Annotated in this window: 10 protein-coding genes and 1 other annotated feature; of the genes, 6 read left to right on the forward strand and 4 right to left on the reverse strand. The window is 67.2% G+C overall.

Features of this window, described 5'->3' with window-relative positions:
- Positions 1-6 precede the first annotated feature (6 nt).
- From GR168_RS23490 to GR168_RS24185, 4 genes are all read left to right on the forward strand, one after another.
- Complete coding sequence (locus tag GR168_RS23490) at positions 7-1,323, forward strand: IS256 family transposase (RefSeq protein WP_238995121.1); 1,317 nt, start codon at positions 7-9, stop codon at positions 1,321-1,323.
- A 61-nt stretch (positions 1,324-1,384) separates the two neighbouring features.
- Positions 1,385-2,667, forward strand: a protein-coding gene (locus GR168_RS23495) for an IS3 family transposase (protein WP_238995122.1) whose coding sequence is annotated in 2 segments (ribosomal slippage) — positions 1,385-1,673 and positions 1,673-2,667 — 1,284 coding nt in all. Because the reading frame shifts where the segments join, the coding sequence is not laid out codon by codon here.
- Positions 1,663-1,791, forward strand: a sequence feature (AL1L pseudoknot). Its footprint overlaps the gene before it by 129 nt.
- Positions 2,668-2,824: 157 nt before the next feature.
- The gene (locus GR168_RS23500; protein ID WP_159372073.1) at positions 2,825-4,927 is read left to right on the forward strand and encodes a P-loop NTPase fold protein; all 2,103 of its coding nucleotides are present in this window, start codon (positions 2,825-2,827) and stop codon (positions 4,925-4,927) included.
- A 98-nt stretch (positions 4,928-5,025) separates the two neighbouring features.
- Positions 5,026-5,154: a hypothetical protein gene (locus tag GR168_RS24185; RefSeq protein WP_275406239.1), complete on the forward strand. Its 129-nt coding sequence runs from the start codon at positions 5,026-5,028 to the stop codon at positions 5,152-5,154.
- 22 nt (positions 5,155-5,176) lie between these two features.
- Here GR168_RS24185 and GR168_RS24190 read toward each other — a convergent pair whose 3' ends face one another.
- From GR168_RS24190 to GR168_RS23515, 4 genes are all read right to left on the reverse strand, one after another.
- The gene (locus GR168_RS24190) at positions 5,177-5,305 is read right to left on the reverse strand and encodes a hypothetical protein (RefSeq protein WP_275406240.1); all 129 of its coding nucleotides are present in this window, start codon (positions 5,303-5,305) and stop codon (positions 5,177-5,179) included.
- A gap of 140 nt (positions 5,306-5,445) precedes the next feature.
- Positions 5,446-5,610, reverse strand: coding sequence for a hypothetical protein (locus GR168_RS24095; protein ID WP_238995123.1), 165 nt, complete (start codon positions 5,608-5,610; stop codon positions 5,446-5,448).
- A 48-nt stretch (positions 5,611-5,658) separates the two neighbouring features.
- The gene (locus tag GR168_RS23510) at positions 5,659-6,234 is read right to left on the reverse strand and encodes a hypothetical protein (protein ID WP_159372074.1); all 576 of its coding nucleotides are present in this window, start codon (positions 6,232-6,234) and stop codon (positions 5,659-5,661) included.
- Between the two features lie 17 nt (positions 6,235-6,251).
- Entirely contained in the window at positions 6,252-6,728 is a 477-nt protein-coding gene (locus GR168_RS23515) for a hypothetical protein (RefSeq protein WP_159372075.1), read from the reverse strand.
- 258 nt (positions 6,729-6,986) lie between these two features.
- Here GR168_RS23515 and GR168_RS23520 point away from each other — a divergent pair, with 258 nt between their 5' ends.
- Both GR168_RS23520 and mobF read left to right on the forward strand, forming a co-directional pair.
- Complete coding sequence (locus GR168_RS23520) at positions 6,987-7,328, forward strand: hypothetical protein (RefSeq protein WP_238995124.1); 342 nt, start codon at positions 6,987-6,989, stop codon at positions 7,326-7,328.
- Between the two features lie 7 nt (positions 7,329-7,335).
- Entirely contained in the window at positions 7,336-13,530 is a 6,195-nt protein-coding gene (mobF, locus tag GR168_RS23525) for a MobF family relaxase (protein WP_238995125.1), read from the forward strand.
- Positions 13,531-13,791: the final 261 nt, after the last annotated feature.

Consider the following 13,791-nt stretch of genomic DNA (forward strand, 5'->3'; position numbering starts at 1 on the left):
CGCATCATGACCGACACTCTGGTGGCTGTGGAGCCATCTGATGAACACGATGACGGGATCGTCGAGGTGCCTGCGGACCGCAGCGTCGATGAACTCGAGGTAGCCCGCGAGCTGGTCCGCCAGGCCCGGGAGGCCGGGGTCCGCCTGACCGGTCCGGATGGGTTGCTCAAAGCGATGACCAAAACGGTGCTCGAGACGGCGCTCGATGAAGAGATGTCTGAGCATCTCGGTTACGACAAGCACGACCAGCGTGGTCGCGGGAGTGGCAACTCGCGCAACGGGTCTCGGTCGAAGACCGTGCTGACTGATGCGTGTGGGCAGGTCGAGATCGATGTCCCGCGGGATCGGGCGGGCACCTTCGAGCCGCAGATCGTGAAGAAGCGCCAACGCCGCTTGACTGATGTGGATGAGGTGGTGTTGTCGCTGTATGCCCGTGGGCTCACCACCGGTGAAATCAGCGCCCATTTCGCCGACATCTACGGTGCTGCGGTCTCCAAAGACACGATCAGCCGGATCACCGACCGGGTGCTCGAAGAGATGGCCACCTGGCATGCCCGTCCGCTCGAACGCGTCTACGCCGCGGTGTTCATCGACGCCATCCATGTCAAAATCCGCGATGGGCAGGTAGGGCCCCGGCCGATCTACGCCGCGATCGGGGTGGATCTGGCCGGGCATCGTGACGTGCTCGGGATGTGGGCAGGTGAAGGCGATGGTGAGTCGGCAAAGCACTGGCTGGCGGTGCTTACCGAGCTGAAGAACCGGGGTGTAGCCGACATCTTCTTCCTCGTCTGCGACGGGCTAAAAGGCCTGCCGCAATCGGTCGGGGCGGTCTTTCCCGACACGGTGGTGCAGACGTGTGTCATCCATCTGATCCGGGGCACATTCCGCTATGCCGGCCGCCAGCACCGCGATGCTATCGCCAAGGCGATCAAACCGATCTACACCGCCCCCACCGCTGCAGCCGCGGCCGAGGCGCTGGATGCGTTCGACGCCGAGTGGGGGCACCGGTACCCGGCAGCTATCCGGTTGTGGCGCAACGCATGGCAAGAATTCATACCGTTCCTCGACTACGACATCGAGGTCCGTAAGGTGATCTGCTCGACGAATGCGATCGAGTCACTCAACGCCCGCTACCGGCGCGCAGTGCGGGCTCGTGGGCATTTCCCGAACGAGCAGTCGGCGCTAAAGTGCCTGTACCTGGTGACCCGGTCGCTCGATCCGACCGGCACCGGACAGAAACGATGGACAATGCGGTGGAAACCAGCACTCAACGCATTCGCCATCACCTTCGCCGACCGCATGCCGGCCAGCGAAGACAACTAACCGAAAACGTGAACCGCCCCGGGTCTGTCGGAGGCTCTCGAACCTGTGAAGGATGGAGAGCATGGCAGCACCACGCAAGTACAGTGAGGAACTCAAGGACCGGGCCACCCGGATGGCATGTGAAGCGCGACAAGATCCCGATTCGTCGAGAGGTGCGATCAAGCGGATCGCCGATCAGCTCGGAGTCCATCCCGAGGCGTTGCGCAATTGGGTTCGTCAGGCCGAGATCGACGGCGGGGTCCGCCCGGGCACCACGAGTGAGGACGCTGACCGCATCGCGGCGTTGGAGCGGGAGAACCGTGAACTGCGGCGAGCGAACACGATCTTGAAGCAGGCTTCGGCTTTCTTTGCGGCGGAGATCGACCGCCCACAGCGCTGATCGTGGAGTTCGTCGCGGCTCACCGCGATGAACACGGAGTCGATCCGATCTGTGCGGCATTGCGCGATACGTCCGCCCAGATCGCTCCGTCCACGGTACGAGCCCACCTGAGCCCCCAGAAGACCGAGGCGCCTCGTGTGGTGCGTGACCGGGAGCTCCTTACCCAGGTCCGCGCGGTGCATGCCGACAACCTCGGCGTCTACGGTGCCCGCAAGGTGCATGCCCAATTGCGCAGACAGGGCCATAGTGTTGCCCGCTGCACCGTCGAGCGATTGATGAAAGCCGATGGGCTGCAAGGGATAGCGAGACTCAAGACACGCAAGACCACGCGCAGCGAGGGAGCTGAAACACCCCGGCCGGCTGACCGGGTCAACCGTCAGTTCACCGCGGCGGCACCGAACGCGTTGTGGGTGGCGGACCTGACCTACATCCGCACCCACTCGGGCTGGGTGTACGCGGCGTTCGTCCTGGACGTGTTCTCGCGGATGGTCGTCGGCTGGCAGGTCTCGACCACCATGCACACCGACCTCGCCCTCGACGCCCTGAACATGGGATTGTGGGCACGGTCGCGTGCCAGCCACGACGTGGCCGGGCTGATCCACCACTCCGACCGCGGAGTGCAATACCGAGCCATCCGCTACACCGAACGACTGGCCGAAGCCGAAGCGGTGACATCTGTTGGCTCCAAAGGGGATTCATACGACAACGCGATGGCTGAGGCGTTCAACTCGCTGTTCAAAGCCGAATGCATCCGTAACCCCGTGATGCGCCCGCGAGGCGGCTGGGCAGGTGTGGGCGAGGTCGAGATCGCCGTCGCTGAGTACGTCGAATGGTTCAACCACCGCCGCCTGCACGGCGAGATCGGACACGTCCCACCCGTCGAGTACGAGAGCGCCTACTGGTCGACCCACACCGTCACCAGCTACCGTGAGAACCCGGTCCCCGCAAACGCTGGAACCAACTAACCGAGCCTCCAGCAAACCCGGGGCGATTCAACGCCACTTACACCGTTAATCTGATACTCCCACTTTCGACGCGCCGCCCCAGTCTCTATGCAGCCTGGCTCACGTGACCATGGCTCGCACGCACGTGCTCGATGTGGGAGGCGTTAGGGTTCGTGGCATGAACGACTGGGCCGACTCGGACGTCAAGACGCGCGCGAAAGACAGGTTTGGGCGGCGCGGATACGCAGAGCGTGCTGCGCGCTTGATCGCGTCGTCGCACTCATGGGACGACAGCACCGTGTTCGGGTTAACCGGACAGTGGGGGTCAGGAAAGACGTCGCTGATGAACATGATTGCCGAGGCGCTGACGTTTGAGCCAGAGCATAAAGATCTGGGCTACAACATCGTTCGCTTCACCCCGTGGGCGACTCACGACGTCACCGGCGTCCTGGGTGACTTCTACTCTTCAATTGCATCAGTGCTTCCGCCAGACCGACGCAAAGACGTACAGGAAAAGTTCGCTGGGCTCCTGCGCGTCGCGGCGCCCGCCGGAAAGCTCATTCCATACGTTGGCGAGGCTTTGGCCGGCGCCGCGACCCTAGGTGCTGACGCCCTAGTCAAGGGGGAGCCGTGGGACGTCGTATTCGACAAATCAGTGACTGCATTGAAGTCCAACGGAGCACCGATCCTGGTCATCGTCGATGACATTGACCGACTCCAGGGTGACGAACTGCTATGCGTACTCAAGGTGATCCGACTACTCGGTCGGTTTCCGGGTGTTCAGTACTTGCTTGCCTACGATCAGGAAGCCCTCGCACACTCGCTTTGGTCGGCAAATGCGGTCCGTGATGCAGCAGAAGGTCGACGGTATATCGAGAAAATTGTGCAGTACCCGCTCCTCGTGCCTCCCCTCCTCGAGGCCCAACTGACGCGCGAGCTTCAGACACGCATGCACGAGGTCGTCCGCGCCCACCGGAGTGAGGCACCCACGCCGGGGTCGCTGCGGAGGGTCACCGAAGCACGACCCATCATGCAAACGTTGCTGACGACACCCCGCGCGATAGGCCGCTATATTGCACTGCTCAACTACGACCTCGGACTTCACACGAGAGGTGAGGTTGACGACGAAGACGTCATGGTCCTGACCCTGTTAAGGGTCGCCTTTCCCTCCGTCTACGATGCGTTGCCGCTCTACCAAGCTCAACTCATAAGCGGAACCTCAACCGGCTTTGTCGAAGGGGAGACCACGACGCGATGGGACGCGTCCGACTTACTCACGAATCTGACCGAGACCGAGCAGTCGCAAGCTCGAGACATCCTCCACATCCTGTTTCCGAAACTGAGGCATCACGGTGGAGCCATGGTCGTACGACCACGCATCGCCGCATCCGCCTACTTCGGTCGGTACTTCGCGATGGGGATTCTCGAGGACTTCGACATCGCGGACGCGGACGTGTCGGCCGCGGTGAGTGCGGCAGTCGTCGGCTCTCCGGAGCGGCTTTCCGAGCTGCTACGCGCTGAAGACTCAGCACTCGGGCAGCTGGCTTTCGACAAAGCGACGCACTGCTTCGACAGGATCTGGTCTCGAGCACCCGAGGATGCCCGTGACGACGTCGCCCTCCGCCTACTCACAACCCTGCTGCCGATAGTAAGCGGCCTCGAAGGCGGAGTGTTCTTCAGCTTCTCGGACGTCGTAACCACCTGGATCGGCCAACGTCTCCTGTCTCTCTTTCCGCCTACGTATGACTCAGCAAAGCTCACGGCTGCTCTGGGTACCGCCCATGATCTGGGCATTCGAATGACCGTGCTGCGGTACGCAAACCGCGGCGATACCGCATCGCGACCGTGGCTCCGAGACGTCTACGCGGACATGCTGCCCTCGGTGCGCGACGAGTTCATCAGGCATCTTCGTCAGCGCGACACCGCACATGACACATGTGGCCATCTCACCGAGTTCTTCAAAGAAGCTCACTACCTAGAGGTCGACCTTGACAGTGTAAGAACGGCAATCGCCGATGGCCTCGCAACCGACCAGTTCGCGCTGGGAGACCTCGCCGCGCGGTTCGTGTACATAATCCTGGGTGACCGCATGCAGGTCGATCAGGAGGGGTTCAACAGACTCGCACCCCACGTACATGACCCGTGGTACGAGGCATCTCCGGCTCGCGTCGATGAGTCGACTGGTACTTGGCGGAACCGGCGCGATTATGCCGCGGGCCGCCTCACTTGTCCGCCACTGTGCGAAGTGTGCCGAGAAGGACCCCGCGGGTTGTCCGAATAGGGCACCCACCCGCCCGCTATATTCGGCCACTCTCGACCGCAGCGGGGTTCGGGTCACGCGATGTCGCTTCGCGTTGCCGATTCGTCGCTGTCACCTCGATGATTCCCAGCCGTAGTTTCACCTCACCGTTCGCCCTCGAGATCCTGACGGCCACCGCCCGGCAGATGGGCATCCCGCCCACCGACCTCGATCACGTGGTGTGGCAGTTTCAACGAAGCCGCAAGTAGGGATGATCCGCAGTAGCCCGAACTAGCGAGTGGCGCAGAACTCGTCGAGGTGCTGACGGACACTCTCGAGATCCCGTGTCCGGTCGCGGACGATCCGCCGCGACTTCACGGCGAACACGGACTTCTCGATCACCACCAGTCGCAGCCCCATGCTCAGGGATCAGCGTGCGTTTGCGTTCGTCGTAGAGTCGGCGCTGCTCGCGGCGGACCTTGGATACGGTGTGCCGGCGGTCGAAGAACGGCGACGGCTGCGAGTGCTGTTCCTCCTGGAACTCGACGGCGAGGTTCCGTTCACGCCAGAACCCGTCGACCGGGAGCATTGCTCCACGGGGGTAGTCGAGGCGAGGGGTCGCCGCGCAGCCAATCGAACCGTGCCTGACGGATTTCAGGAACCCCGAGGATCTCGTCGCACAGGTCGAGAACGTAGAGCTCGTCAGAGGCTCTGCGATCAACCATGATGCGAATTCTGCACTGAAGCGGACTAACACAAGGCGGCTTGTCGGATCAGAATAGGCCGAGCTGGTCGGCGGGCGTAAACGGTACGGGTTGGAACAGCCGATGTGCGTGGTCCGGGTCGCCGCCGTCGCGTAGGTACGTGCGCAGCATGATCGAGCGCGCGGCGCGGTCGATGGCGGTGGTTGGTCGTGATCCGCGGTGGCGTCCGAGGCCGACGGCGTAGGTGAGGTTGTTGGTCTGGGTGCCGATGCGCACGTGTGCGGAATCGACGCGCACGCACAGCGGTTCGTTGCAGTAGTGCTCGCCGATGTCGGCGGCGTCGGCGCCGAGGTCGGGATGCACTAGCAGCAGTGCGAAACGGTGCGCGCTGATCGCTCGTTGGTGGTTGTTGCGGCGGAAGGTGAATCGGCCGTACCCGTCGGGGGAGCTGATCGCGCCGATCCAGTACCAGCAACCACGGGGTGTGAGTACGACGTGCTGCCAGAAGTGTTGCTCGGCGCGAGCATCGGGCATCAGCGTCGGGTCGGTGACCACTCCCGGCGACGGTGTCGCGGTGCCGACCGCCAGGTGGGTGGCCGGCACCGCGAACAGGCCGAGTTGATCGTGGTCAGGGTCGACACTCATGGCCGAACCCTAGAGCCCTAGGCCGACATCACCGCGGGATCAGAGGGCTCGGTGCGGGTCTCATCGGTAGCCGCATCCGGCGCGACAGGATTCGGTGTCTGCTCCTGGCTCGAGGTGGCCTTCTTCGTCGCGACGGACAGGCCCGCCTCGCGCAGCAGCGTCTTGGCTTTCGCGGCACTGATCTCCACGAGATCGGCCGCGCCACTAACACTTCCTACTCGCTCGGCGATCGCGGCGAGCGCGGTGGCTTTCGCCTTCGCTGACCGCTCGGTGATCACTCGCAGTTCTGCTTCGGCAGCGGCAAGTTCGGAGTCGGCTTGCAGGAACTCGGCGATGTTGGCCTCGTTGGCTTCCATCACCCGCAACTCGGCTTGGAGTCTGCGTTCGAGTTTCGCGCGTTCCTCGGCTCGACGCGTCTCTAACGCCCCGAGGGTTCGTTTGCGCGCAGCAGCGCGCGCCTGACTGGCAGTGAGTTTTGAATTGTTCGACGGCATACCAGCCACGATAACGCCGGCCAACGCCCCCTCGCCACCGCCACACGCCCGCTCTCGGTGCACTTTTCACCCTCACTCCCCCCAGCTTCGCCACCGTTTCCGCGTTCTCGCTTCCACCCCTCAGCCTTCTCACCTGCACCAACACCCCCGCACAGCCTCCGCGCCACACCTCACCCCGTGACCCCGAACCTCTTCAACTCCCACACACCTCTTGCATTCTGGATTCGTCCGACGAAATTAATGTGCCAGAATGCAGCCATGGCCGGTGCCGGGGCGTGCGATCACTGCGGTGGCGTGCTGCCCGGAGACGGCGCACCACGGCGCGGTCGGCCGCGGCGGTGGTGCTCGGATGAGTGCCGCCGCGCAGCGTGGGTCCGCCGCCACGACCGGCCCGCGACGGCCGGGGTCACCGCTCAGGATGCGGTGGCCCAGGTGCTGGCCTCCCCCACCGCCACCGCGGAACTTCTCGGGACACTGGCCGAGCGGATCGAGGGCGGCGGCGAGGTCGCCAGTGGAGTCATTGCCGAGCTGGTCCGGGCGCACCGCGCGAGCGTCCATGCGGTGATCCGGACCAACGAGTTGCGCCCGTTCCGACGGTGATTCGGCCGTGACCGCAACCATCCACAAGCTCACCGCCGGCGACGGCTATGAGTACCTGACCAAATCCGTTGCGGCGATGGATGCCACCGACAAGGGGCGGGTGACGCTGGCCGACTACTACAGCGCCAAAGGCGATTCCCCGGGCCAGTGGATCGGGTCCGGGCTGGGCGGATTGAGCGATGTCGGGGCCGGGCTGGAAGTGTCCGAGCAGCTGGTCGACAAGCGCACCGTCGAGGCCGGGTCGATGGTGTCGGCGGCGCAGATGAAGGCCTTGTTTGGCGAGGGCCGCCACCCTAACGCCACCGCGATCGAACAGCACGCCGTGGCGTCCTCGGACTGCCGAACGGTCGAGGCGTTGGCGGCGACGAAACTGGGCAACGCCTACGCCGTCTACAACGAGTTCCCGGAGTTCCTACAGGAACTCGCGGTGGTGTTCCGCGACCACAACCTCGCCCGCGGCGAGCGGTGGGATGCGGTCATCGACGACGACACCCGGGCGGCGTTGCGCACCGAGTTGGGCCGCGAGCGATTCACGAAAACCTACCGGCGCCCGCCGCGGGATTCGCGCGAGCTCTCAGGGTTCATCGCGCAGGAAAGCCGCCGCCGTCAGTCGGCGGTGGCCGGCTACGACATGACGTTCAGTCCGGTGAAATCGGTGTCGGCGTTGTGGGCTGTCGCGCCGCTGCCGATGGCCGAGAAGATCGAGGCCGCCCACCGTCAGGCGGTCGCCGATGCACTGGCGTTCATCGAGCGCGAAGCGTGCCTGTCGCGGTTGGGAACCGACGGCATCGCCCAGGTCGACACCGACGGTCTGATCGCCGCGGCGTTCACCCACCGCGACTCCCGCGCCGGGGACCCGGACCTACACACCCACGTCGCCATCTCCAACAAGGTGCGGGTGCGTGACGCCGCCGGGATCACCCGGTGGATGGCCCTGGACGGCACCCCGTTGTTCAAGGCCACCGTGTCCGCGTCGGAGGTGTACAACTCGCGCATCGAGCTCTACCTCCAGCGCGATCTCGGGGTCTCGTTCAGCGAACGACAACAGACCGATGCACGGAAACGACCGGTCCGTGAAATCGACGGTGTGTCCACCGAACTGATGACGCAGTGGTCGTCGCGGCGCGCGGCGATCGAAGACCGCATCGGTGAACTGTCGAAGCAGTTCCTCGCCGATCACGGCCGCGAACCCACCACCGGTGAGGCCTTCGATCTGGCCCAGCAAGCCACCCTGGACACCCGCGAAGCCAAACACGAACCCCGTTCCTATGCCGAGCAACGCCAGGCGTGGCGGGCCGATGCGCGGCGCATCCTCGGCGGGGATCGGGCGATCAGCGACCTCGTGCACGAGGCCACCCATCCACGCCCCCGCACCCGTGAGTATCCGGAGTTCACCGACGAGCTGTGCACCGACCTCGCCGATGCGTGCATCGAGAACATCTCGGCCACCCGCGCCCGCTGGCAGCGTCCGCATCTGCGCGCCGAAGCCGAACGCCAACTGCGTGCCCGCGACTTCGCCGGCATCACCGACACCGACGAACTCGCCGCCGCCATCGAGCGCATCGTCGACACCGCCCTGGCCGCTGACACCAGCGTCGCGGTGTCGTCTGACGCCCTCGACGGCGACCTCAACGAACCCGACGTGTTGCGTCGCGCGAACGGCGAATCAGTGTTCGTGCGCCACGACGTCGCCCTACACACCAGCACCGAGATCCTCGCCGCCGAACACCGCATCGTGGCCGCCGCCAAACGCACCGACGGCCGCCGCCTCGACGAGACCACCGTCGACATCGCATTGCTCGAGCAAGCCGCCAACGGCCGCGAACTCAACGCCGGCCAAGCCGCCATGGTGCGCGAACTGGCCACCTCCGGACGCCGCGTGCAACTGGTGCTGGCGCCCGCCGGTACCGGTAAGACCACCGCCATGCGCACCCTCGCCCGGGCGTGGACCGACAGCGGCGGAACCCTCATCGGACTGGCCCCCACCGCCGCCGCGGCGGCGGTGCTGCGCGAAGAACTCGACACCACCACCGACACCGCCGCCAAGCTCGTCCAACTCGCCCAAGCCAGCCGCGACCGCGCCCTAGCCGCAACACCGCCCTCGCGCACAGAGGGCAACCCCGAACTCGCTGCGAAGGTGACCGCGGCCCAGGAGAAACTGGCCGATCCCGCCTATCACGCACCCAAGGAACCGGACTGGTTCACCAGCATCGGACCCGACACCCTCGTCGTCGTCGACGAGGCCGGGATGGCCTCGACCGCCGACCTCGATGCGGTGATCCAGTGCGTGGCCGCCCGCGGTGGCAGTGTGCGGCTAGTCGGCGACGACCAGCAACTCGCCTCCATCTCGGCCGGCGGTGTGCTGCGCGACGTCGCCCACGAAACCGGCGCTCTGACCCTGAGCCAGGTGGTCCGCTTCTCCGACGCCGCCGAGGGTTCGGCGTCGTTGGCGCTGCGCGACGGCGACCCCGCCGCCCTCGGCTTCTACGCCGACCACGCACGCATCCACGTCGAGTCCGACGCCGTGGCCGCCGATGACGCCTACCTGGCCTGGTTGGGCGACCGCGCCGCAGGCCGTGACACCGTCATGCTCGCCGCCACCCGCGACACCGTCAACGCCCTCAACGAACGGGCCCGCGCCGACCGTCTCGCCGGCATCGACCCCCACCTCCGCGGCCCCGAGCTGCGCCTGTCTGATGGCCTGGCCGCCAGCGTCGGCGACATCATCAGTACCCGCAGCAACCGCCGGGATCTGCGCCTGTCGGCCACCGACTGGGTCCGCAACGGCGACCGGTGGCGGGTCACCCACATCGGCGCCGACGGCACCCTGACCGCCCAGCACCTTGACCTCAACCGGCACGTGCAGCTACCCGCTGACTACGTCGCCGAGAACACCACCCTCGGTTACGCCTCCACCATCCACGCCGCCCAGGGCATGACCGCCGACACCTGCCACGTCATCGGCTCCGACGCCCTGGACCGCCAGCTGCTCTACGTCGCGATGACCCGCGGCCGCCACGGCAACCACATCTACCTGCCCACCACCGAAACCGACCCGCACAACGCCACCACCCCCAAAGCCCGCCACCCCCAAACCGGGCTGGAAACCCTGGCCGCGATCCTCGGCCGCGACGGCACCCAACAGTCGGCGACCACCGCCCAACGCGACGCCGTCGACCCGTTCCTACGTCTGTCCCGGGCCGCCGCAGCCTACGACCACGCCCTCGGTTCGGCTGCCGAACACACCCTCGGCGCCAAGGCGCTGCGCGACCTCGAACACGACGCCGACACCCTCTACAGCACCCACACCGGCACCCCCGCAGGCACGCTCACCGCGTGCGCAGCCTGGCCCACCCTGCGCACCCACCTCGCCACGCTGACGCTGGCCGGTGACGACCCGATCGCGCGGCTACAGGCCGCGATCACCCACCGCGAACTGGCCACCGCCGCCGACCCGGCCGCCGTGCTCGACTGGCGCCTGGACCCCACCCAGCAACACTCCGCAGGCGGCGGACCCCTGCCCTGGCTGCCGCGGGTCCCCGACGGGTTCGACGACCCCCAATGGACGCCCTACCTCACCCGCCGCGGCGCCCTCGTCACCGACCTCGCCGCCGCCGTCACCGAACGCGCCTACGCCTGGGACGCCACCACCGCCCCCGTGTGGGCGCGTCCACTGCTCCTCGCTGACGCCGACCGCGGCGGCGAGCTCGTCGCCGAACTCGCCGTGTTCCGCGCCGCCCGCGGCGTCGACGACACCGACCGGCGTCCCGCCGGACCGCGACCAGCTTCCATCGCCCTGGCGCGGCGCCATGCCGCGCTGACCGAGCGCGCCGACGCCCTGGTCACCACCACCGCCGAGGCCGCCCGCTACGCCGACCTCGCCCGCGACCTCGACCCCCACCTGCTCGCCGACCCGTACTGGCCCGAACTCGCCGACCACCTGTCGCTGGCCGCCCGCGCCGGCCTCGACGTCGATGCTCTGGCCCGCGACGCCCTCGCCGACAACCCGCTGCCCACCGAAATGCCCGCCGCCGCCCTGTGGTGGCGGCTGTCCGGTGAGTTGGCTCCCGCCGCGGCCGAAGCCACCAACACCGGCCTGCGCCCCGACTGGGCAGACGCTCTCGTCGGGATCGTCGGGGACCGGGCCGCCGAAGCGATCCTCACCGACCGCGCCTGGCCCGCACTCGTGGCCGCGGTCAGCGCCGCCGACCCCGCCCAGTGGACTCCCCACGAGCTGCTCGACCTCGCCGACACCCTGCTCCACAGCGGCACCGACGACGACCACACCGTCCGCCTCGATGAATACGCCCGCCTCCTCACCTGGCGAGTCGAACTGCTCGTCACCCACAGCAGCCACGCCACCGACACCACCCCACTACCGCTGGCACCGCCCACCCCCGAAGACGAAGCCGCCGCCGAAGCAGCCGCCGAAGCCGCCGGACTGGCCGACCCCTGGGCCGACACACTCACCGGCCAGCCCGGCAACGACCTCGACGAGAACGTCGGCGTTGACGAGGACTACCTCGCCGCGCTCACCGCCACCGAACCGCCGCCGGAAACTGGCGTCGACGTCCTCGACCCGGACGACCTCGACCGCTACGAGGACCTGGACTTCGACGAGTTCGCCGCTGACGTCGTTGCACCTGATCGCTTCGCCGCGCCGACCGACCTCGCCGAATGCATCGCGCTGCGTTACGAACTCACCGCCCAACTCGCCGAACTCGGCACCGACATGGCGCAGCTGCGCGAGGCGATTAACGCCGGCACCAGTGCCCACCAGCAGGCCATGGCCCCGCATGTCTTGGCGTTGCGCGCTGCTGCCGACCACCAGTTCGCCGCGGCCGCCGACACCGCAGGGCATCACCACGACCTGATGATGGCCGAACAACTCATCGAAGACCTCACCAACCAGGCAGCCGCCCTGCGCCGCATCGCCGCCCAGCTCCGCGCCGCCGACACCACCGACCTCGACCCCCTCAGCGACGAGGAAGCACCCGGCCTCGCCGCGCTACGCGCCGAGGCCGATGCCACCGCCCTGGACTGGCGCATCACCGCCGCGACCGCCGACCGCGACGCCCTCGCCGCCGTCTACGACGACGCGAACGCCCGCCTCGAGACGGCGATCGCCGAATCCGGCGGTGTCCGCGTCACCGACACCGACGTCGAACTCATGCGCCTGCAAGCCAGCGAACTCGACGAACTCAACCTCGCCGACCTGCGCGCCCGCCGCGCCGACCTCACCACCCGCATCTACCGAATCGACAACCGCCTCAACCACGTCCACGCCCTCACCCACACCGCCCACCACCACCGCGACACCTACCTCATGCCCACCACGGCCACCGCGCCCGTCGCTACCCCCGACGCGGTCACGCCGTCGGCGACGCAGCCCGCACCTGAGGCCACCGCCACCGTGGTCGCCGAACCGGCGGCCGACGCCGAGTTGCGTGACTGGCTCCACGAGGACCCGCTCCGCGTCATGAGCGACGACCAGCTCACCGCGCACCTACGTACCCTCACCCGCCGCCACACCCTCGCCGTCGACGACCTGAAAACCAGCCGACCAGCGCCCGAGCGGACGCCGCGGGTGCGCGCCGACCGCGCCGAACTCGCCGAGACCGTCGACCGCATCGCCACCGCCCGCACCGCCGGACGCGCTCTCGCTGACGCCGCTGCCCGTGTCGCTGAGGCGCGCGCCGAACTGGCGGCACTGCCGCCCGCGGGACGCGGACGCAAGGCGCGCGCCGAGTACGACCAACACCACCAGCGGCTCGCCGAGGCGGTCGCCGCGGCCGAGCGTCAGCACCAGTACCTCGCCGCCGCCCACGAACAGACCCGTCACGACGTCGGCGCCCCCGAACACCAATGGGACGACCTGACCGCCCGCGCCGCCGACACCGCCACGCTTGCAAGCGAACTGGCTGCCGCCGAGCAGGCCGACAACCGCGCCCGCGAACTCCGACAGAAAGCCCTCGACGACCGCGACACCACCGCGGTAGCGATCGAACACGCCCGAGCCGAAAGCGGCCGCCGCCGAGCACTACCCGCCGCCCGACGCGACGCCGAAGTCGCCATCCGGGGTGCCCTCAACCCGCCAGACCCCGAAGGAACCCCCACAGCAGCACCCCACTCGCCCGTGCCCCACGCTCCCGACCTGCCCCCAGCCCGGGATAGGGGCTACGACTCTGGTCTGGGCGACTAACCCTCGCTCACTCACCTGGACCCATCGTGGAACGTCAAGAACGTGCGAGTTTGCTAGCGTAACGGCGGTTCGCGATGAGACGGCATGGTTGATGAGGGGATCACTGTCTATGGGCCTGAGACGAGTCAGAACCGGACGGAGCTACTTCGCCGCATTGGGTGTCAGCGTGGTCTTGGCCGTCACGGTCGCGGGATGCGGCGACCAGCCGGCAGAGGTTGCGATTCCCACCCAATCCACAGCAACGCAAGCGACTTCGTCGCC

Source organism: Gordonia sp. JH63, assembly GCF_009856645.1.
GTDB classification, from domain to species: Bacteria; Actinomycetota; Actinomycetes; order Mycobacteriales; family Mycobacteriaceae; genus Gordonia; species Gordonia hongkongensis.

What these genes read in the sequence shown, in the direction of transcription:
- GR168_RS23490 (WP_238995121.1), top strand. Translation starts at nt 7, where the DNA reads ATGACCGACACTCTGGTGGCTGTGGAGCCATCTGATGAACACGATGAC.
- GR168_RS23500 (WP_159372073.1), top strand. Translation starts at nt 2,825, where the DNA reads ATGAACGACTGGGCCGACTCGGACGTCAAGACGCGCGCGAAAGACAGG.
- GR168_RS24185 (WP_275406239.1), top strand. Translation starts at nt 5,026, where the DNA reads ATGATTCCCAGCCGTAGTTTCACCTCACCGTTCGCCCTCGAGATCCTG.
- GR168_RS24190 (WP_275406240.1), bottom strand. Translation starts at nt 5,305, where the DNA reads ATGGGGCTGCGACTGGTGGTGATCGAGAAGTCCGTGTTCGCCGTGAAG.
- GR168_RS24095 (WP_238995123.1), bottom strand. Translation starts at nt 5,610, where the DNA reads ATGGTTGATCGCAGAGCCTCTGACGAGCTCTACGTTCTCGACCTGTGC.
- GR168_RS23510 (WP_159372074.1), bottom strand. Translation starts at nt 6,234, where the DNA reads ATGAGTGTCGACCCTGACCACGATCAACTCGGCCTGTTCGCGGTGCCG.
- GR168_RS23515 (WP_159372075.1), bottom strand. Translation starts at nt 6,728, where the DNA reads ATGCCGTCGAACAATTCAAAACTCACTGCCAGTCAGGCGCGCGCTGCT.
- GR168_RS23520 (WP_238995124.1), top strand. Translation starts at nt 6,987, where the DNA reads ATGGCCGGTGCCGGGGCGTGCGATCACTGCGGTGGCGTGCTGCCCGGA.